The sequence below is a fragment of the Pseudomonas sputi genome (genome assembly GCF_021603585.1).
Lineage (GTDB): Bacteria > Pseudomonadota > Gammaproteobacteria > Pseudomonadales > Pseudomonadaceae > Aquipseudomonas > Aquipseudomonas sputi.
Window position 1 is genome coordinate 209,916 of record NZ_BQHI01000008.1, and the last position, 20,057, is coordinate 229,972.

Sequence of the window (20,057 nt, forward strand, 5' to 3'; positions counted from 1 at the left end):
TCATCACTCAGGAAGGTTGCAAATGGTACGTTTTTTTTGTTGGCAATACTTGTCTGATTTCAGTGCGGGTGATCGGGAATGAACCCGGCCTTGGCGGCGGCGATGACGGCTGACATCTTGTTGCAGGCGTTGAACTTAATGATCAGATTTCTGGTGTGATAGACCACGGTCCGTTCAGTTACGTTCAGGATCTGGCCGATTTCCCAGGCCGTCTTGCCGATGGCACACAGCCTTACGATTTCGAGCTCCCGGGTAGACAATCGTACTGGGGCCGATTTGGGCGGTGCTGGCGGGAGGGTGCGAACGAGCATTTCGCTCAAGTGCTGCGTGATGAAGTGCAGCACACCGAATTGTTCGTAGAGCTCCAATGAGCAGATTTCGCAGTAGGTTCGTGCCAGACTGATTGTGCAGCACAGGTCGTTCTCTTCGTCGAGATACGACTGTGACCAGCCATGTTCCATCCCGTGACTCTGAAGTGCACTCCACATTTTCGGTGTCTTGGAAAATGCTTTCCTGTTCCAGACAAACGGCAGCATTGAGTGATGGCAAAATGCTGTAATTGGGTCATCTTCACTGTAAAGGTTTTCGTATTCGTCGTTCCAGGCCTCTGTGAAATTATTGATATAGAACGGTTTGAAAGAACGGGAGTCAGGCCGCGAGACTGCAATACCACAAAACTGAAAACCGATGTTCTTGGCAAAACTTCTCAGAATCGGGAATGCGTTTTCAATATTCTTCGCATGCGTAAGCTGTTCAATTTGGTACTCCTTCCACCTTTCCATTTTGAGAGTTCTCCATCTTTTCATGATTCGCGGGGGTGCAGAATTGGATCCAGGATTCCAGCACGGGTGGAAGTGTAGGACGCCTCCTACAAGGTTGTTGGATTTTTTTGTTCTTGAACGATGGTTGTAATGGGAATATCAGATGGCAGTTATATGTGGAGGATCATTTAAAGAGTTGCATCGCGCGGGTTATGGATTGAATACCTTCTATTGCTCTATTCAGAATGATGGCACCTTGAAATACCATTACAAATTGTCGGTGTTCCAATCAACATTAATGCGTAACACTTGAGTCATTGTTGAGGGAGTGACCCAATGACCGCCAGCAGCGAAAAATTCAGTCGTCAGACATTGCTTGATGTACGGCCGGTGACCCCCAGTCTGTTCACCCTGCGTACCACTCGGGATGTCGGTTTCCGCTTCCGCGCAGGGCAATTCGCGCGGATTGGTGTGACCCGTGAAGACGGCAGCACGGTGTGGCGCGCCTACTCGATGGTGTCTTCGCCGTTCGACGAATTTCTCGAGTTCTTTTCCATTGTGGTGCCGGGGGGCGAGTTCACCCGCGAACTGAGTCGTCTTAAGGTGGGGGACAGCTTGCTGATCGAGCGCCAGGCCTTTGGTTATCTGACGCTGGACCGTTTCATTGATGGTCGTGATCTCTGGCTGTTATCCACAGGCACGGGGGTGGCGCCGTTTCTGTCGATCCTGCAGGACTTCGAGGTCTGGGAGAAATTCGAGCGAATCATCCTGGTCTACAGCGTTCGAGAGTCTCGGGAACTGGCTTATCAAAAGCTGATCGCCGAACTCACACAGCGCGACTACCTCGCGCAATACGCTCACAAGTTCCGGTTTATCCCGGTGGTCACGCGTGAGCCGTATGCCGGCGCCCTGAACGGACGCATCACCACGCTGATAGAGAACGGCGAGCTGGAAAAGGTGGCCGGAGTCGAGCTGACGCCGGCGCATTCCCGGGTCATGCTCTGCGGCAATCCGCAGATGATCGATGACACCCGGGCCTTGCTCAAGCAACGCGATATGGCTTTGAGTCTGACCCGGCGCCCGGGGCAGGTGGCGGTGGAAAACTACTGGTAAGCAAACGGCGCCCTCAGGCGCCGTTTAAGTCTTCAAGGCCGGTTGTTCTGGGCCTTGAGCAGATCGCGAATCTCGCCCAGCAGTTCTTCTTCCTTGGTCGGTACCGGTGGCAAGGTCGGGGCCACGGCTTCTTCGCGCTTCAAGCGGTTGATGGCTTTGACGCCCATGAAAATCGCGAAGGCAACGATCATGAAGTCCAGAACACTCTGGATGAACTTGCCATACGCCAGCATCACGGCGGGGGCATCCCCCTGTGCAGCCTTGAGTGTGATGGCCAGGTCACTGAAATCCACCCCGCCGATCAGCAGGCCGATTGGCGGCATGATCACGTCGCCGACAAACGACGAAACGATCTTGCCGAAGGCCGCGCCGATGATGATACCGACGGCCATGTCGACCACATTGCCTTTGACCGCGAAGGCCTTGAACTCGCTAAGCACGCCCATAGTTATTTCCTTGTTACAGATGAGTTTGGTGTACGCAGTGTAAATCAGCAAAACGCGTCCTGCGCGCAACACCTTCTTACAAAGCTCGTTTTTATCGACACACCCATTCGCAATTAGTTTGCAAAGTGCCACTAATCGCGCGCGTAATACGCTGCAACCCACTGATCCTGAAGAAAAATTTATCAATCATCGCGTTACGATCTTTCTATTTATGTTTGTCTGACTGAGCTTTTAGCCTCTGTCTGGCGCACCTGGATGCGCCTCAAAAAAACAGAGGAGCCTGAAATGATTTCCACACTTGGTTCAGGGATTATTCCCCGTCGCACCGTTGGTGTATTGGCCGCCAGCTTGTTGGCCCTTTCCGTGAACGCCGCACCCCTGACCCGGGATAACGGCGCCGCGGTCGGCGACAACCAGAACTCGCAAACTGCCGGCGCCAACGGCCCGGTGCTGTTGCAGGACGTTCAACTGATCCAGAAGCTGCAACGCTTCGATCGCGAGCGCATCCCCGAACGCGTCGTGCATGCTCGTGGCACCGGTGCCCATGGCACATTCACCGCGACTGAAGATCTGAGCGATTTGAGCAAGGCCAAGGTGTTCTCTGTCGGCCAGGTCACGCCGGTGTTCGTGCGTTTCTCGGCGGTGGTTCACGGCAATCACTCCCCGGAAACCCTGCGTGACCCACGGGGGTTCGCGACCAAGTTCTACACCGCCGATGGCAATTGGGATCTGGTAGGCAATAATTTCCCGACGTTTTTCATCCGCGATGCGATCAAGTTTCCGGATATGGTGCACGCCTTCAAGCCCGATCCGCGTACCAACCTTGACGATGACTCACGCCGCTTCGACTTCTTCTCTCATGTACCGGAAGCCACCCGTACATTGACCGAGCTGTATTCCAATTCAGGAACACCGGCCAGTTACCGGGAGATGGACGGTAATAGTGTGCACGCCTACAAGTTGGTCAATGCCAAAGGCGATGTGCACTATGTGAAGTTTCACTGGAAAAGTTTGCAGGGCATCAAAAATCTCGATCCGCAACAAGTTGTACAAGTTCAGGGCCGAGACTACAGTCACATGACTCACGACTTGGTAACAAACATTTATAAGGGCAACTTTCCGAAGTGGGACTTGTACATTCAAGTCTTGAATCCGCAAGATTTGTCCAAGTTTGATTTCGATCCTCTTGATGCAACCAAGATCTGGCCAGGTATTCCAGAACGCAAAGTTGGACAAATGGTCTTGAACCGCAATCCTTCCAATGTCTTCCAGGAAACCGAACAAGTGGCCATGGCGCCTTCTAATGTTGTGCCGGGCATCGAACCCTCTGAAGACCGTCTGCTGCAAGGCCGGATATTTGCCTATGCCGATACGCAAATGTATCGCCTCGGCGCCAACGCCCTGCAATTGCCAATCAATGCTCCCCAAACCGCCGTCAACAATGGCAATCAGGATGGCGCGATGAATGCCGGTGCGAGCACTTCCGGCGTCAACTACCAGCCAAGCCGACTGCAACCGCGTGAAGAGACGCCAGGCGCGCGCTACAGCCAGACCGCGCTGCAGGGCAGCACGCAACAGGCGAAGATCCAGCGCGAGCAAAACTTCAAGCAGGCCGGTGACCTTTATCGCTCGTTCAGCAAGAAGGAGCGTCAGGATCTGATCGAGAGCTTCGGCGGTTCGCTGGCGGGCGCTGATGACGAGAGCAAGCACATCATGCTGTCCTTCCTCTATAAGGCGGATCCGGAATACGGGGCCGGCGTGACCAAAGTGGCCAAGGGTGACCTGGGTCGGGTCAAGGCCCTGGCGGCCAAACTGATCGACTGACAGCGACCCTTTCAAGCCTCGGCAGTTGTCGGGTTTGACCGGCAGCAGCGCCGCGCGTCTGGCCAGCGGAGAAATCCGTTCCGGCGCGCCGCGCTGATCGACGATGGCTGCGTTATCATCGCGGTTTTTGCCGGGGGTTCAGATGGCCAAGGCCAAGCGCATGTACGGCTGCACCGAGTGCGGCGCAACCTTTCCCAAGTGGGCCGGGCAGTGCGGCGAATGCGGCGCCTGGAACACCCTGACCGAAACCATGGTCGAGAGCGGTGGTGCCGCCGCCCCGAGCGGGCGCACCGGCTGGGCCGGGCAACAGGCCCAGATCAAGACCCTGGCCGAAGTCAGCATCGAAGAGATTCCGCGTTTTTCCACAGCCTCCGGGGAGCTTGACCGAGTGCTCGGCGGTGGTCTGGTGGACGGTTCGGTGGTGCTGATCGGCGGCGACCCGGGCATTGGCAAGTCGACGATTCTGTTACAGACCCTGTGCAACCTCGCCAAGAGCATGCCGGCGCTGTATGTAACCGGTGAGGAATCCCAGCAACAAGTCGCGATGCGCGCACGCCGTCTGGGCCTGCCGCAGGATCAACTGCGGGTCATGACCGAAACCTGCATCGAAACCATCATTGCCACCGCCCGTCAGGAAAAACCCAAGGTGATGGTGATCGACTCGATCCAGACAATTTTCACCGAACAATTGCAATCGGCACCGGGCGGCGTGTCCCAGGTGCGCGAGAGTGCGGCATTGCTGGTGCGCTATGCCAAGCAAAGCGGCACGGCGATTTTCCTGGTCGGCCACGTGACCAAGGAAGGCGCGCTCGCAGGGCCGCGCGTTCTGGAGCACATGGTCGATACCGTGCTGTATTTCGAGGGCGAGTCCGACGGTCGGTTGCGTTTGCTGCGAGCGGTGAAAAACCGTTTCGGCGCGGTCAACGAGCTGGGCGTGTTCGGCATGACCGACAAGGGCCTGAAAGAAGTCTCCAACCCATCGGCGATTTTTCTCACCCGCGCTCAGGAAGAAGTTCCGGGCAGTGTGGTGATGGCAACGTGGGAAGGCACCCGGCCGATGCTGGTGGAAGTCCAGGCGCTGGTGGATGACAGTCACCTGGCCAACCCGCGCCGCGTCACGCTGGGCCTGGATCAGAATCGTCTGGCGATGTTGCTGGCGGTGTTGCACCGGCATGGCGGCATTCCGACCCACGATCAGGACGTGTTCCTCAACGTGGTCGGCGGGGTCAAGGTGCTGGAAACTGCGTCCGACCTGGCCTTGATGGCCGCCGTCATGTCGAGCCTGCGCAATCGCCCGTTACCCCATGACCTGCTGGTGTTCGGTGAAGTCGGCCTGTCTGGCGAAGTGCGCCCGGTGCCGAGCGGTCAGGAGCGGTTGAAGGAAGCCGCCAAGCACGGCTTCAAGCGCGCGATCGTGCCCAAGGGCAATGCGCCAAAGGAAGCGCCGGCGGGGCTGCAGATCATCGCGGTGACGCGTCTGGAGCAGGCACTGGACTCGCTGTTCGAGTGATCAGGCGTCGATCAGCGCCGCGAGCTCGCGTTCCAGCTCGGTTTCGTCGGCCAGATTGAGTTCGATCAAGCGACGCAGGCGCTGAATCGACTCCAGGCTGATATGCCGACACACGAAGCCGAGCTGGCTGTGATCTTCATGAGCCAGTTGCACATCCATCTCGATGTGCACGTCCTCGCTCAGATGAATGTCGACGAAAAAGTCCTGCTCGGGATTGCCCAGCCAGGGTTCGGGCTTTTCGATCAGCAGTCCCTTGAGCGACAGATCGATCAACTTCACCGGCCAGATGTACTCGCCCTGGCTCAATTCGGTTCGGGCATCGAACGCGATACGTTTGAAGCGGCGACGCTCGGACGGGTGCTCGCTCATGGCGCAATCCTCAGGAAGGTCAGCTGACTATAGACCCGACCGGCGGGGTGTTGCCAATGAATGGACTGTCTAGACCAATGTCGGGGTATGGCCTTTGCCGCCAACAACGCTAAACTCGGGGTGGCTGTCTTTCTTGTCCACCCTGGCTGGAATAATAAAATGAAAAATAATAATAGCCTGCTACGCCACTTACCCTGGCTGCTGCTGGCAATCGTAGGAGCGTGCGCCCTGGGCGTAGTGGCATTGCGCCGAGGCGAGGCGATCAACGCCTTGTGGATTGTGGTCGCCGCCGTGGCCATCTATCTGGTCGCGTACCGTTACTACAGTCTGTTCATCGCTAACAATGTGATGCAACTCGATCCGCGTCGGGCCACCCCCGCCGTGCTCAACAACGACGGTCTGGACTACGTTCCAACCAACAAACACATTCTCTTCGGTCACCACTTCGCGGCCATCGCCGGCGCAGGGCCGCTGGTCGGTCCGGTTCTGGCGGCGCAGATGGGCTATCTGCCCGGTACGCTGTGGCTGATCGCCGGCGTGGTGCTGGCAGGCGCGGTGCAGGACTTCATGGTCCTGTTCATGTCGACCCGTCGCAACGGCCGCTCCCTGGGCGACATGGTGCGTGAAGAAATGGGCCGCATCCCCGGCACCATCGCCCTGTTCGGCTGCTTCCTGATCATGATCATCATCCTCGCGGTGCTGGCGCTGATCGTGGTCAAGGCCCTGGCTGAAAGCCCGTGGGGCATCTTCACCGTGATGGCGACCATCCCGATCGCGATGTTCATGGGCATCTACATGCGCTACATCCGTCCGGGCCGCATCGGCGAGATCTCGGTCATCGGCGTGTTGCTGCTGCTCGGTTCGATCTGGCTGGGCGGGCAGATCGCCGCCGATCCGGTCTGGGCCAAAGCCTTCAGCTTCACCGGCGTGCAGATCACCTGGATGCTGATCGGTTATGGCTTTGTCGCTGCCGTGCTCCCGGTGTGGCTGATCCTTGCCCCGCGTGACTACCTCTCTACCTTCCTCAAGATCGGTACCATCGTCGCTCTGGCGATCGGCATCCTGGTGACCATGCCCGAGCTGAAAATGCCGGCGCTGACCCAGTTCGTCGACGGCACCGGCCCGGTGTGGAAGGGCGGTCTGTTCCCGTTCCTGTTCATCACCATCGCTTGCGGTGCGGTATCCGGTTTCCACGCGCTGATCTCCTCCGGGACCACGCCGAAGCTGCTGGATAACGAAACCAACGCCCGTTACATCGGTTACGGCGGCATGCTCATGGAATCGTTCGTGGCCATCATGGCCATGGTCGCGGCCTCGGTGATCGAGCCAGGCGTGTACTTCGCCATGAACAGCCCGGCCGCCGTGGTCGGCGGTGACGTGGTGGCTGTGGCAACCGCGGTCAGTAACTGGGGCTTTGCAATTACCCCGGAAGCCCTGCAAGCCGTGGCGCATGACATCGGCGAAACCACCATTCTGGCCCGTGCCGGTGGTGCGCCGACCCTGGCGGTCGGTATCGCGCAGATCCTGCACAGTGTCCTGCCGGGTGAAAACACCATGGCGTTCTGGTACCACTTCGCGATCCTGTTCGAAGCGCTGTTCATCCTGACTGCTGTGGACGCCGGCACCCGTGCCGGGCGCTTCATGCTGCAGGACCTGCTCGGCTCCTTCGTACCGGCACTCAAGCGTACCGAATCCTGGACCGCCAACCTGATCGCCACTGCCGGTTGTGTGGCGATGTGGGGCTGGTTGCTGTATCAGGGCGTGATCGATCCGCTGGGGGGTATCAACACCTTGTGGCCGCTGTTCGGTATCTCCAACCAGATGCTGGCCGGTATCGCGCTGATGCTCGGCACCGTGGTCCTGATCAAGATGAAGCGCCAGCGCTACATCTGGGTCACCCTGTTGCCGGCCACCTGGCTGCTGATCTGCACCACGACTGCGGGCTTCATCAAGCTGTTCGACGCCAACCCGGCGATCGGCTTCCTGTCGCTGGCCAAGAAGTACAGTGATGCACTGGCCAACGGTCAGGTGCTGGCGCCGGCCAAGAGCGTCGAGCAGATGCAGCACGTGATCTTCAACGCCTACACCAACGCAACACTGACCGCGCTGTTCCTGTTCGTGGTATTCAGCATCCTGTTCTATGCGCTCAAGGTCGGCATCGCCGCCTGGGGCAAAAAAGAGCGTACGGACAAAGAATCGCCATTCCAGGCCCTGCCGGACGCGTAACCAGAGGATTGCAGCATGTTCAATGACCTGAGTCGCCTCGGTAAATACCTCGGTCAGGCCGCGCGCCTGATGGTCGGCATGCCCGACTACGACACCTACGTCGAGCATATGCAGACCAAACACCCGGACAAACCGGTGATGAGCTACGAGATGTTCTTTCGTGAACGTCAGGAAGCCCGTTACGGTGGCAAGGGTGGGCCGAAGTGCTGCTGAGCCGCTGATCGCGGTTCATCAGAGATGAGGTGGGAGCAGGTCTTTCGGCCTGCTCCCATTTTTATTTGTGCAATTGAAGGAGATCGAGTTTGTCTTCTCCCATCCCGGTCACGGTGCTCAGCGGTTTCCTCGGCGCCGGCAAGACCACCTTGCTGCGCCATCTGTTGAAAGCCGAGCACGGTCTGAAAATCGCCGTGATCGAAAACGAATTCAGTGACGCCGGTATCGACACCCAATTGCTGGGCGACGAACCGGTGCAAGTCATGACCCTGGCCAACGGCTGCGTCTGCTGCACCATCCACACCGACCTGACCAAGGCCCTGTACCTGCTGCTCGAACGGCTGGACAGCGGCGAAATCGCTTTCGATCGCTTGGTCATCGAATGCACGGGTCTGGCCGATCCGGCCCCGGTGGCACAGACTTTTTTCATCGACGAAGAACTGCGCGAGCGTTACCTGCTCGACGGCATCATCACCCTGGTGGACGCCGCTCATGCCGAGCTGCACCTGACCCAGACCATTGCCCAGGCGCAGATCGGTTTTGCCGACCGCCTGCTGGTGAGCAAGACCGATCTGGTGGACGAGGCTGCGTTCACCGCGCTCAGCGAACGTCTGACCCGCATCAATCGCCGTGCACCGATCCGCGTGGTCGAGCACGGCAATATCGATCTGGCCGAATTGCTCGATGTGCGCGGCTTCAACCTGAATGCCGATCTCGGCGGCGGGGTGAGCCTGCGACCGGTGAGCAAGGCGCCGTCCATTGACCGGATTTCCAGCCTCGTACTGCGTACCGATCAGCCGCTGGATATCGATCAGCTCAGCGAGTTCATGAATCAATTGCTCGAAGAGCACGGCAAGCAATTGCTGCGCTACAAAGGCGTGCTGAACATTGCCGGTGAAGACCGGCGGCTGGTGTTTCAGGGCGTGCTGAAACTCTACGGCTTCGACTGGGACACCGAGTGGGCCGAGGGCGAGGCGCGGGAAAGCGTGATCGTGTTTATCGCCGACGATTTGCCGGAAGAAAAAATCCGGGCGGGGTTTGCCAGGGTGGCGGCGAACTGAGTCCGCCGCGCCTTCAGTGGGTGGCGCCGCTGAGAATCGTCTGCTCCAGATGATCCAGATGACGGTTCATCAGCGACACCGCCTCGTCGGCGTCATCACGCTCGATCGCCCCGACGATCCGGGCGTGATCCTGCCAGCCGCAACAGCTGTGTGTGGTTTCAGTGCATCGCGCAATCGCCAGTGACGTCAGCGGCACCAGCGTGCCGAGAAAGTGCGCCAACGGTGCATTCCGCGCCATTTTCGCCAACTGCAAATGGAACTCTCCGGACAGGCGAATCGCTGCGCCGCGTCGATCTTTATCCACCGCCTGACGCTCACGTTCGATCAACGCTCGCAGGCGCTTCAAATCTTCAGCCTGCGCGTGCTGACAAGCCAGCCGCACCAGTGTGTTCTCGGCCAGCCGCCGGGCGTGCAGGGTCTGACGTGTCTGCTCGGCGTCCGGCGCGGCCACGCGTGGTCGGTGGTTGGCCCGCAGCACGATGATCTGCTCATGGGACAGTTGGGTCAGCACCCGACGTACATCGGCGCGGCTGACGCCGAACATCTGCTTGAGACTGTCTTCGGTAAAACGACTGGCGGCATCCAGGCGCTGTTCGAGGATTGCGTCGAGCAGGCGTGGATACAGATCGTCCACCGGCGCCTGCAGGCGGGAGAAGGGCAGGGCCGCCGAGGTCGGGCGAGGGTGCGACGGCGTGGCAAGACTGTTCATGGCCGGTCTCCAGTGTGAGGCGTTTCAGTGGCTCAGGTTGTCATCCGGAATATTCAGTTCGATGCCCATGCGCTGGCCTTCACGCAGGATGTGCCGGCGCATTTCGGCGCTGGCCTGGGCGCTGTTCTTGCTGCGGATCGCGCGCACCACGGCTTCGTTTTCCTCAAGGCGTTCGGCCAGGTGCTCCGGCGAATTGCGCAGCACTTCGGCGCTTTGCTTCAGAGCATTGCTGGTCTGTTGCACCACGCTCTGGAAAATCGGATTCGAGGTCAGGGCGAACAGTTCTTCGTGGAAGGCGATGTAGGCATTGACGCCAGCCTCGCTGTCGCCGGCGTCGAGGGCTTCGCGCATGTCCATCAGCGTCAGGCGCAACTGCCCGACTTCCTTGCTGCTGATCGATTGCGCCACCAGGCCGACGATGAACGGCTCGAGGGTGTAGCGCAGTTGCAGCACGTCTTCGAGGCTGGCGCCGGCTACCGCGCTGTCATGGCTTTGACTGTCACTGGCCTGGGCGTCGAGGACCACCACGCCTTTGCCCGGCATCGAGCGCACCAGGCCGAGGGTTTCCAGCACGATCACCGCTTCACGCAGGCTCGGGCGGCTGATGCCCAGTTGTTCGGCCAGTTCACGCTGACCCGGCAGCATCTCGCCGGAGCGCCACTGACCACGGGCCAGCGCGGCCCGGAGTTTTTCTACCACTGAGTTGACGACGGTTGATGACGTAATCACGTGTTCGCTCCATGAGCCGTGCCTGCATTGGCGCAGGCACGGCGCTCATTCAGAATTCTTTGGCCGCCGCTTGAGCGACCGTTTTTCTCGGCTGAAAGTTATAGCCCTGCTCGCCGTTGAGCACTTTGTTCGCCCGCTGCACGTCGATGTCCTTTTCCCAGCGGGCGATCGCCACGGTGGCGACGCAGTTGCCGATCAGGTTGGTCAGCGCCCGGCCGATGCCCATGAACCAGTCCACCGCCAGTACCAGCACCAGACCGACCACCGGAATTGCCGGGATGGCCGTCAGCGTGGCCGCCAGAATCACCAGCGCCGACCCCGGAATGCCGTGGGCGCCTTTCGAGGTAATCAGCGACACCAGCAAAATCGTCAGCAGATCGGTCATGGCCAGTGGTGTGCCAGTGGCGTTGGCGATAAACACGATGGCCAGGGTCAGGTAGATCGAAAAACCGTCGAGGTTGAACGAGTAACCGGTGGGAATCACCAGCCCGACAGTCGAGCTGCCGATGCCCAGATGTTCGAGCTTGCGCATGATCTGCGGCAGCACGGCATCGGAGGACGCAGTGCCCATGACGATCAGCAGTTCTTCACGCAGGTACTTGAGCAGCGGCCACATGCGCAGGCCGGAGAGACGCATCACCAGACCGAGAATCAGCGCGACGAAGGCGATGCAGGTCAGGTAGAACAACCCGACCAGGCTGCCCAGGTGTTGCAGGGAATCGAGGCCATATTTGCTGGTGGTGAAGGCGATGGCGCCGAACACGCCAATCGGTGCCAGACGCACGATCATGCCCATGATGCGGAAGATCACATGGCTCAGTTCGTTGATCAGCCGCGAGATCCCGGAAGCGGCTTCGCCCACCAGATTCAACGCGCTGCCGAACAGCACCGAGAACAACAGCACTTGCAGGATGTTGTTGTCGGCAAAGGCGCCGAGCACCGAAGTCGGGATCAGGTCCATCAGGAACTGGGTAGTGGTGTGCATGTGCTGACCGCGTTCGGCGATGTCGCCCATGTCGGCGGCGGACAGTTGCTCCAGATGAATATTGGCGCCGCTACCGATACCGGTGGTGAAGGCGAACACCAGACCGATTACCAGGGCGATGGTGGTCAGCACTTCGAAGTAGATCACCGACTTGAGACCGATTCGACCGACCTTCTTCAGGTCGCCCGCGCCACTGATGCCGCTGACCACCACGCAAAACACGATCAGGCCGATGAGCATCTTGATCAGTTTGATGAAACCGTCGCCGAGCGGCTTGAGCTGGGCCGAGTATTCAGGAAGGGTCAGCCCGCAGACGATGCCGAGCACCAGTCCGAGAACCACTTGGAGGAAGATTGAACGCGAGCACCATCTGAGCATGGGAGGAATCCTGGTCGGTGTCCTGGCTGCCGTGCGCGGAGCGCATCAGATTCAGGACTTAATTATTGTGGTCTTACCGGTATGTCCAGTGCGGGTGCAGTCTAGGCGCTGTTTTTTCTTAATCGCAAGTGAAAAGTGACGAATTGGCATGACCGGTCTGACCAGTTGGGCGCCATGCCCCGGTCTTGAGCCATTTGGTGTTCAAAACTTTTTGACGGACGAAAAAAAACCGGCCAATCACTTGGCCGGTTTTTCATGCTGCGGTTTTAACGTCGCAATTAAGCGCCGTATACCGGCAGTTTCTTGCAGATGGCTTTGACTTTCTCACGAACGGCGTCGATCACCGCTTCGTTGTTCAGGTCTGCCAGGATGTCGCAGATCCAGCCAGCCAGCTCTTTGCACTCAGCCTCTTTGAAGCCGCGAGTGGTCACAGCCGGAGTACCGAAGCGCAGGCCGGAAGTGACGAACGGGGAGCGTGGGTCGTTTGGCACGGAGTTCTTGTTCACGGTGATGAACGCTTTGCCCAGCGCGGCGTCGGCGTCTTTACCGGAGATTTCCTGCTTGATCAGCGACAGCAGGAACAGGTGGTTTTGAGTGCCGCCGGAAACCACGTCGAAACCGCGTTCGATGAACACGCCGGCCATGGCCTGGGCGTTTTTCACCACTTGTTGCTGGTAAGCCTTGAACTCAGGCTGCAGGGCTTCCTTGAAGCAGATCGCTTTGGCGGCGATCACGTGCTCCAGCGGGCCACCCTGGGCGCCCGGGAATACGGCGGAGTTCAGCTTCTTCTCGATGTCGGCGTTGGCCTTGGCCAGGATCAGGCCGCCACGTGGACCACGCAGGGTCTTGTGGGTGGTGGTGGTCACGACGTCAGCGAATGGAACCGGGTTCGGGTAGACGCCAGCGGCGACCAGACCGGCCACGTGAGCCATGTCGACGAACAGGTAGGCACCCACCTTGTCGGCGATGGCGCGGAAACGCGGGAAGTCGAGGATCTGCGAGTAGGCAGAGAAACCGGCCACGATCATTTTCGGCTTGTGCTCGACCGCCAGGCGCTCGACTTCGTCGTAGTCGATCAGGCCGTTGGCGTCGATGCCGTACTGGATGGCGTTGTACAGCTTGCCGGAGGAGGAAACGCTGGCGCCGTGGGTCAGGTGACCGCCGTGGGCCAGGCTCATGCCCAGAATGGTGTCACCGGCCGACAGCAGGGCCAGGTAGACGGCGGCGTTGGCTTGCGAACCTGCGTGCGGCTGAACGTTGGCGTAGTCGGCGCCGAACAGCTCCTTGGCGCGGTCGATGGCCAGCTGTTCAACAACGTCGACGTACTCGCAACCACCGTAGTAGCGCTTGCCCGGGTAGCCTTCGGCGTACTTGTTGGTCAGAACCGAGCCTTGAGCTTCCATCACCGCTGGGCTGGTGTAGTTTTCCGAAGCGATCAGCTCGATGTGTTCTTCCTGGCGCTGGGCTTCTTGCTCCATGGCGGCAAAAAGATCGGCGTCGTACTTGGCAATAGTCAAATCACGGCTGAACATGGCGGTCCTCAAGGATCGGGGGCAGAAAAGGGGGGCATTCTAACCCAACGGGTTTTGGATGGCATATGAAACGACATCATGTCGCAGACAAGTGGCGTTCATGACCAGATATGTGGCGTCCGTGCCGGCCTTTTCGCTGACCAGCCGGTTCGCACAATAACCGAGGCCGGCCCTCGATTTTGTGATCGACATCAATCCCTGTGGGAGCGAGCTTGCTCGCGAAGATCGCGCCGCCGGTCTTCAGTCGAACATGAACAGCGCATCATTGCTGAACTGCGCCTCGAACCGTCCCGCCGGCATCGGCCGTCCGAACAGATAGCCCTGAACCTCGTCGCAGCCATGCTCGCGCAGGAAGTCCAGTTGCTCATGGGTTTCCACGCCCTCGGCGATGACCGCCAGATTCAGGCTGTGGGCCATGGCGATGATTGCCCGGGCGATCTGGGCGTCCTGCTCACCGGACGGCAGGCCGTCGACGAAGGTGCGGTCGATTTTCAGCACGTCGATCGGGAATTGCTTGAGGTAGTTCAGTGACGAGTAACCGGTGCCGAAGTCGTCGACCGCAATGCTCAGGCCAAGGTTCTTCAGACCGGCAAGGATTTGCATCGCCTCGCTGACTTCGCGCATCAGAATGCTTTCCGTCAGCTCCAGCTCCAGGCACGCCGGCGGCAGGCCGGTCTCGCGCAGGATCGTGGCGATCCGCGTGCCGAGCTGGCCGTCGGAGAACTGCCGCGCCGAGATGTTCACCGAGACTTTCGGTACGCGCACGCGGTTCTGGTGCCAGGTCTTGAGCTGACGACAGGCCTCGCTGATCACCCAGTCGCCGACGTCCACCACCAGCCCGAGCTCCTCGAGCACCGGGATGAAATCCCCCGGTGGGACCAATCCGCGACGGGGATGACGCCAGCGCAGCAGGGCTTCGGTGCCGGTCAGGCGTTTGCCGTCGCCACTGAACTGCGGTTGGTAATACAGCACGAATTCGTTCTGCTCCAGGGCGTGGCGCAGGTCGCTTTCCAGTTCCAGACGTTCCAGCGCACTGGCGTTCATGTCGGCCTGGTAGAACTGGAAGTTGTTCTTGCCGCGCTCCTTGGCGTGGTACATCGCGGTGTCGGCGTTTTTCATCAACTGGCTGAGTTCATTGCCGTCCTGCGGGCTCAGAGCGATCCCGATACTGGCGGTGACGAAGAACTCACGACCCTCCAGCACGAACGGTCGCACTAGGCTGCCCAGAATCTGCTCGGCCACGTGGATCGCGCGGTTCAGTGCCATTTCGCGGCTGGAGCGGTGTTGCAGAAGCAGGGTGAATTCGTCGCCGCCCATCCGCGCCACGGTGTCGTCATCGTCGACGCAGGCCAGCAGGCGCGTGGCCATGTCCTTGAGCATGCGGTCGCCGGCGGCGTGGCCGAGGGAGTCGTTGATCGGTTTGAAACGGTCGAGGTCGAGGAACATCAGCACCACCCACGACTTCTGTCGTTCGGCCGATTGCAGCGCGGTGTGCAGGCGATCCTGAAACAGCGTGCGGTTTGGCAGATGGGTCAGGGCGTCGTAGTAGGCCAGGCGGTGAATCCGCTGCTCACTGGCCTTGCGCTCGCTGATGTCGCTGAAGAAGCAGACGTAACTGGCCAGGTCGCCCTCGTCATCGAGCACGGCGGTGATGCCGACCCACGCCGGGTAGTGCTCGCCGTTGCGGCGCTTGAGCCAGACTTCGCCTTCCCAGGTGCTGTGCTGGTGCAACTGCTTGAGCACGTAGCGCAGGTGCGCGTCCTGCTGTTCGTCGACGGTCAGCATGTTCGGCAACTGGTCGAGCACTTCGCTCACTGCGTAGCCGCTGACCCGGCTGAACGCCTCGTTGGCCTGGACGATATAACCGGCCGGGTCGGTGATCAGAATCGCCGAGGTCGAGTGCTCGAATACCGTGGCCGCCATGCGCAGGTCTTTTTCGGCGCGGCGCTGCTGGCTGATGTCGCGACCGACCCCGAGCACCCCTTCGAAGGCGCCATGTTCGTCCCACACCAGCACCAGACGCAGTTCGATCGGGATCTTGCGGCCGTCGGCGCGCAGGCAGTCGAACAGGAACATCTGGGTCTGCACCTGGCTGCGCAAAATCACCAGTTGCTCGGGTTTGCCCAGGGCTTTGCTGACGCGATCCATCAGGTGATAGATGCCGCTCAGTTGCTGCGGGTTGGCGATGGTCGATTGCCAGCCGTTCTGGAAAATCCATTCGGCGTCATAGCCCAGCACGGCCTGCACCGAGGGGCTGACGTAGTTCAGCGACAGCTGGCTGTCGGTGGAGAAAATCACGTCGCTGATGCTTTCGGCGAGCATCCGGTAGCGCTGCTCGCTGTCGCGCAGGGATTCGCTGGCTTCGATCTGCTCGGTGATGTCCTTGGCCACGCCGATGATCCGGGTGACCTGATCGTGCTTGTCCCGGGCCAGCGCCTGTTCGCGAATGTCAAAGCGCCGCCACTTGCCGTCGCGATGACGGAAGCGCAGCTGGCATTGCAGCAACTGGCTGTAACCGGCGTGACGCTGCATCTGCCGCGAGCGGTGGTAATAGTCGGCGTCTTCCGGGTGCAGGAGGATTTCCCAGAAATATTCGCCCATCTGATGCAGCTCGGTGCGGTTGTAACCCAGCGTCTGGCCTAGGTGGTGGTTGCTGAAAATCATCCGCTGGCTGATCACGTCCTGCACATACAGATGATCCGGCACGGTACGCACCACGTCCGACCAGAAGCCTTCGCGCTCCAGCAGCGACAGTTCGATCAGCTTGCGGCTGGTGATGTCGTTGATGCTCAGGATCACGGCCTTGTAGTCGTGTTGCTCCTGGGGCAGGCGCAGCACCAGCCACAGGTGCTGGTCGCGGCCATTGATGTCCGGCAGTTTGATTTCCAGTTCCAGCTGCTTTTGCTGCTGGAGCACGGCGTCGAGTACCTGGTTGCCGATGGCGCACTGACTGTGCGGCTGACCGTCGATCAACAGTTGCCAGGCGTGGTCGCAGGAATTGACGTTGAGCAGTTGCAGCGCGACCTGGTTGACCTCGGTGACCCGCAGTTCGTGGAGCAATTGCTGGCGCTGCGCCGGTTGATCGAGCCAGGCCTTGAGCTGATCGCTGGTCTGGATCTGGGCTCTCTCGAAAATCTGCTTGAGCCCCGAAAGATCCAGCACACACAACGCCACGCCGGTGCCTTCGAAAATATCCTGATAACGCCGACGCCCTTCATGTACCTGACGCTGACGGCGGCGCATGTTGAGCAGCGCGATGAACGGCAGCAGCGAAAGCGCCAGGCCCAACAGGCATTTGCCGATGAACGCCGGCAGCAGTTGTTCCAGCACATGCTGGCGGTCGAACAGGCCTCGCAGTTGCCAGTCGCTGCTGCTCAGCGGCACGGTCAGCACACTGTTGGCCAGATCGTCCGGGGTCAGGACGCTGGTGCTGCCGATGGGCATCGCTTCGTCGCGACTGATGATCTGATGGTTGATGCGATTTTCCACCAGCCATAGAGGACGGATACCGGTTTCGCCCTGTTTGGTCAGTGCACTGAAGAAGGTGGGTGTCAGCCGCAGTGCCCAGTATCCGCGAGTGCTGCCACTGGCCTGATGCAGCAGCAGATGCACCACCGAGCCGTCGTCGGCGTTGCTGAAGTAATGCGCCTGAGCGCGACTGCGGCGCACCAGATCGCTGAGGTAATCGGCGTCATGGCTGTCAGCGGCGCTGTCGCTGAGGATTTTTCCGGACGGGCTGAGCAGGGCCAGGCTGCGCAGGTCGGGCAGTGATTTCTGAAGTTTGCGCAGCAGCGCCTGCTGTTCGTCGGCTGACTGGGGTTGTTCGACGATCGGTAGCAGATTGAGGGCGATCTGCGCGTTCAACGCCATGTTCAGACTGACCTGCGCGGCGAGGTCGGCGGTGTAGTCAATGGTGTATTGGCGCTGGTTTTTCTGGGTTTCGCGCAGTTGATCGAGCAGTTGCCAGAACAGCAGCGCCAGCAGCATCAGCACCAGCGTCGCCAGTGCGCCTTTCAAGGTTCCGCGCAGGGACGAGCCGGGCGCCGGTTGGGTGCTGCTCACAGAAGCGGGCGGAGTGACATTGGACAAGCTGTAATCCTGCGGTCTGGCTGGACTGGCGCGACGTGCACTATAAGCCGGACGCCCAAGGGGCGGCTAGCATGCCTTGAGTCGTGGCGAAGTGCCAGCCCCGCTCGGCTGGACTGCCTTCCGTCATTAAGGTAGCTTTGCCGGTTACGCGGGAGCGTTCCAGCTCCTAGACTTTCCGCGCGCACGCATTGATATCTTCCAGTGAACGACGCGCACGGTCTGGCCGGGCATCGCCTGTGTCCCAATCATTCATCAGTCACTGACCCAAGGTTCTCCATGGCTCAATACGTCTTCACCATGCATCGGCTGGGCAAAGTTGTTCCGCCGAAGCGGGAAATCCTGAAAAACATTTCTCTGTCTTTCTTCCCTGGCGCCAAGATCGGCGTGCTCGGCCTCAACGGTTCGGGTAAATCCACGCTGCTGAAAATCATGGCCGGCGTCGACACCGAGTTCGAAGGCGAAGCGCGCCCTATGCCGGACCTGAACATCGGTTATCTGCCGCAAGAGCCGCAACTGGATCCGACCAAGACCGTGCGTGAAGTGGTCGAGGAAGCGGTCAGCGTGATCAAGGATGCCCAGGCGCGTCTGGACGAGGTCTACGCTGCCTACGCCGACCCGGATGCCGACTTCGACAAGCTGGCCGCCGAACAGGCCAAGCTCGAAGCGATCCTGCAGGCCAGCGACGGCCACAACCTGGAGCGCCAGCTGGAAGTCGCCGCCGATGCGCTGCGTCTGCCGGCCTGGGACGCCAGGGTCGAACACCTGTCCGGTGGTGAAAAGCGTCGTGTGGCCCTGTGCCGTCTGCTGCTGTCCGCCCCGGACATGCTGTTGCTCGACGAACCGACCAACCACCTGGACGCCGACTCCGTTGCCTGGCTCGAACACTTCCTGCATGACTTCCCGGGCACTGTGGTAGCGATCACGCACGACCGTTACTTCCTGGACAACGTCGCCGGCTGGATTCTGGAACTCGACCGCGGCGCGGGCATTCCTTACGAGGGCAACTATTCGGGCTGGCTGGAAGCCAAGTCCGATCGTCTGGCCCAGGAATCCAAGCAGCAATCGGCCCACGAAAAAGCCATGAAGGAAGAACTGGAGTGGGTGCGCAAAGGCGCCAAGGCCCGCCAGTCGAAATCCAAGGCTCGTCTGCAACGCTTCGAAGAAATGCAGTCGCAGGAATTCCAGAAGCGTTCGGAAACCAACGAGATCTACATCCCGGCCGGTCCGCGCCTGGGCGACAAGGTCATCGAATTCAAGAACGTCACCAAGGGCTACGGCGATCGCGTGCTGATCGACAACCTGTCGTTCTCCATGCCCAAAGGCGCCATCGTCGGCGTGATCGGCGGTAACGGTGCCGGTAAGTCGACCCTGTTCCGCATGCTGATGGGCAAGGAAACCCCGGACTCCGGCAGCATCGAGATCGGCGAAACCGTGCAACTGGCCTGCGTGGATCAGAGCCGTGAAGACCTGGACGGCAGCAAGACCGTGTTCCAGCAGATCTCCGACGGTTCCGACCAGATCCGCATCGGCAACTACGAGATCCCGTCGCGTACCTACGTCGGTCGCTTCAACTTCAAGGGCGGCGATCAGCAGAAGTTCGTCAAGGACCTGTCCGGTGGTGAGCGCGGTCGTCTGCACCTGGCGCTGACCCTGAAGGAGGGCGGCAACGTCCTGCTGCTCGACGAACCGTCCAACGACCTCGACGTTGAAACCCTGCGTTCCCTGGAAGAGGCCCTGCTGGACTTCCCGGGCGCCGCCATTGTGATCTCTCACGATCGGTGGTTCCTTGACCGTGTCGCGACCCACATCCTGGCGTACGAAGACGACTCGCAAGCGGTATTCTTCGAAGGCAACTACACCGAGTACGAAGCCGATCGCAAAAAGCGCCTCGGCGAAGCAGCGGCCCAGCCACACCGGGTACGCCACAAGAAACTGGCCTGATTACGGGTGGTGGCATGAAAAAGCGGAGCCTTCGGGTTCCGCTTTTTTTTGGTTCATCACGGATTGCCGGGAAACACGCTCTTGATCTTCATGAAAAAGAATTCGCTGTCCCGGTAACCGTACGCCATCCGCTTGATGACCTTTATTCGATTGTTGATACCCTCCAGCTGG

The 20,057-nt window shown here is 59.9% G+C and carries 16 protein-coding genes; 7 read left to right on the plus strand and 9 right to left on the minus strand.

Translation table 11 applies throughout. The features are described 5' to 3' along the window. Positions 1–59 precede the first annotated feature (59 nt). The gene (locus L6D81_RS14525; protein WP_236180391.1) at positions 60–782 is read right to left on the minus strand and encodes an autoinducer binding domain-containing protein; all 723 of its coding nucleotides are present in this window, start codon (positions 780–782) and stop codon (positions 60–62) included. Positions 783–1,097: 315 nt separating this feature from the next. On the opposite strand from L6D81_RS14525, the gene L6D81_RS14530 reads away from it, so the two are divergent. Next, on the plus strand, positions 1,098–1,874 hold the full coding sequence (locus L6D81_RS14530) for a ferredoxin--NADP reductase (protein WP_236180393.1): 777 nt from the start codon (positions 1,098–1,100) through the stop codon (positions 1,872–1,874). A gap of 32 nt (positions 1,875–1,906) precedes the next feature. Here the strand turns inward: L6D81_RS14530 and mscL are convergent, their stop codons facing one another. Further along, the gene (mscL, locus tag L6D81_RS14535; protein ID WP_236180395.1) at positions 1,907–2,320 is read right to left on the minus strand and encodes a large-conductance mechanosensitive channel protein MscL; all 414 of its coding nucleotides are present in this window, start codon (positions 2,318–2,320) and stop codon (positions 1,907–1,909) included. 285 nt (positions 2,321–2,605) lie between these two features. Here mscL and katB point away from each other — a divergent pair, with 285 nt between their 5' ends. Further along, a complete protein-coding gene (gene katB / locus L6D81_RS14540; protein WP_236180404.1) occupies positions 2,606–4,144 on the plus strand; it encodes a catalase KatB in 1,539 nt (512 codons plus the stop codon). A 142-nt stretch (positions 4,145–4,286) separates the two neighbouring features. Then, on the plus strand, positions 4,287–5,654 hold the full coding sequence (gene radA / locus L6D81_RS14545; protein ID WP_114885656.1) for a DNA repair protein RadA: 1,368 nt from the start codon (positions 4,287–4,289) through the stop codon (positions 5,652–5,654). Here the strand turns inward: radA and L6D81_RS14550 are convergent, their stop codons facing one another. After that, positions 5,655–6,023 carry a PilZ domain-containing protein gene (locus L6D81_RS14550; RefSeq protein WP_236180406.1) on the minus strand — a complete coding sequence of 123 codons (369 nt, stop codon included), beginning with the start codon at positions 6,021–6,023 and terminating at the stop codon, positions 5,655–5,657. Between the two features lie 159 nt (positions 6,024–6,182). On the opposite strand from L6D81_RS14550, the gene L6D81_RS14555 reads away from it, so the two are divergent. The 3 genes from L6D81_RS14555 (at position 6,183) to yjiA (ending at position 9,523) form a co-directional block, all read left to right on the plus strand. Then, on the plus strand, positions 6,183–8,249 hold the full coding sequence (locus tag L6D81_RS14555; protein ID WP_236180408.1) for a carbon starvation CstA family protein: 2,067 nt from the start codon (positions 6,183–6,185) through the stop codon (positions 8,247–8,249). 15 nt (positions 8,250–8,264) lie between these two features. Next, on the plus strand, positions 8,265–8,462 hold the full coding sequence (locus tag L6D81_RS14560; protein WP_003228401.1) for a YbdD/YjiX family protein: 198 nt from the start codon (positions 8,265–8,267) through the stop codon (positions 8,460–8,462). 89 nt (positions 8,463–8,551) lie between these two features. Further along, positions 8,552–9,523, plus strand: coding sequence for a GTPase (gene yjiA / locus L6D81_RS14565; protein ID WP_236180410.1), 972 nt, complete (start codon positions 8,552–8,554; stop codon positions 9,521–9,523). A 13-nt stretch (positions 9,524–9,536) separates the two neighbouring features. Here the strand turns inward: yjiA and L6D81_RS14570 are convergent, their stop codons facing one another. From L6D81_RS14570 to L6D81_RS14590, 5 genes are all read right to left on the minus strand, one after another. Further along, positions 9,537–10,232 carry a GntR family transcriptional regulator gene (locus L6D81_RS14570; protein WP_236180412.1) on the minus strand — a complete coding sequence of 232 codons (696 nt, stop codon included), beginning with the start codon at positions 10,230–10,232 and terminating at the stop codon, positions 9,537–9,539. A 24-nt stretch (positions 10,233–10,256) separates the two neighbouring features. Further along, positions 10,257–10,961 (minus strand): FadR/GntR family transcriptional regulator, encoded by a 705-nt coding sequence (locus L6D81_RS14575; protein WP_236180414.1) that lies wholly within the window; start codon positions 10,959–10,961, stop codon positions 10,257–10,259. A gap of 49 nt (positions 10,962–11,010) precedes the next feature. After that, the gene (locus L6D81_RS14580) at positions 11,011–12,324 is read right to left on the minus strand and encodes a C4-dicarboxylate transporter DctA (protein WP_236180416.1); all 1,314 of its coding nucleotides are present in this window, start codon (positions 12,322–12,324) and stop codon (positions 11,011–11,013) included. 278 nt (positions 12,325–12,602) lie between these two features. Further along, positions 12,603–13,856: a serine hydroxymethyltransferase gene (glyA, locus tag L6D81_RS14585; RefSeq protein WP_217830075.1), complete on the minus strand. Its 1,254-nt coding sequence runs from the start codon at positions 13,854–13,856 to the stop codon at positions 12,603–12,605. Between the two features lie 240 nt (positions 13,857–14,096). Beyond that, positions 14,097–17,945: a bifunctional diguanylate cyclase/phosphodiesterase gene (locus L6D81_RS14590; RefSeq protein WP_236180418.1), complete on the minus strand. Its 3,849-nt coding sequence runs from the start codon at positions 17,943–17,945 to the stop codon at positions 14,097–14,099. Positions 17,946–18,221: 276 nt separating this feature from the next. Here L6D81_RS14590 and ettA point away from each other — a divergent pair, with 276 nt between their 5' ends. Beyond that, positions 18,222–19,886 carry an energy-dependent translational throttle protein EttA gene (ettA, locus tag L6D81_RS14595; protein ID WP_011336021.1) on the plus strand — a complete coding sequence of 555 codons (1,665 nt, stop codon included), beginning with the start codon at positions 18,222–18,224 and terminating at the stop codon, positions 19,884–19,886. Positions 19,887–19,942: 56 nt separating this feature from the next. Here the strand turns inward: ettA and L6D81_RS14600 are convergent. Beyond that, positions 19,943–20,057: transposase (locus L6D81_RS14600; RefSeq protein ID WP_143497295.1), on the minus strand; the 115-nt coding region annotated here is incomplete at its 5' end.

Coding starts and splice junctions, on each gene's coding strand:
- radA (WP_114885656.1), top strand. CDS start 4,287: ATGGCCAAGGCCAAGCGCATGTACGGCTGCACCGAGTGCGGCGCAACC.
- L6D81_RS14530 (WP_236180393.1), top strand. CDS start 1,098: ATGACCGCCAGCAGCGAAAAATTCAGTCGTCAGACATTGCTTGATGTA.
- katB (WP_236180404.1), top strand. CDS start 2,606: ATGATTTCCACACTTGGTTCAGGGATTATTCCCCGTCGCACCGTTGGT.
- L6D81_RS14570 (WP_236180412.1), bottom strand. CDS start 10,232: ATGAACAGTCTTGCCACGCCGTCGCACCCTCGCCCGACCTCGGCGGCC.
- L6D81_RS14555 (WP_236180408.1), top strand. CDS start 6,183: ATGAAAAATAATAATAGCCTGCTACGCCACTTACCCTGGCTGCTGCTG.
- L6D81_RS14550 (WP_236180406.1), bottom strand. CDS start 6,023: ATGAGCGAGCACCCGTCCGAGCGTCGCCGCTTCAAACGTATCGCGTTC.
- L6D81_RS14560 (WP_003228401.1), top strand. CDS start 8,265: ATGTTCAATGACCTGAGTCGCCTCGGTAAATACCTCGGTCAGGCCGCG.
- ettA (WP_011336021.1), top strand. CDS start 18,222: ATGGCTCAATACGTCTTCACCATGCATCGGCTGGGCAAAGTTGTTCCG.
- L6D81_RS14525 (WP_236180391.1), bottom strand. CDS start 782: ATGGAAAGGTGGAAGGAGTACCAAATTGAACAGCTTACGCATGCGAAG.
- L6D81_RS14580 (WP_236180416.1), bottom strand. CDS start 12,324: ATGCTCAGATGGTGCTCGCGTTCAATCTTCCTCCAAGTGGTTCTCGGA.
- mscL (WP_236180395.1), bottom strand. CDS start 2,320: ATGGGCGTGCTTAGCGAGTTCAAGGCCTTCGCGGTCAAAGGCAATGTG.
- glyA (WP_217830075.1), bottom strand. CDS start 13,856: ATGTTCAGCCGTGATTTGACTATTGCCAAGTACGACGCCGATCTTTTT.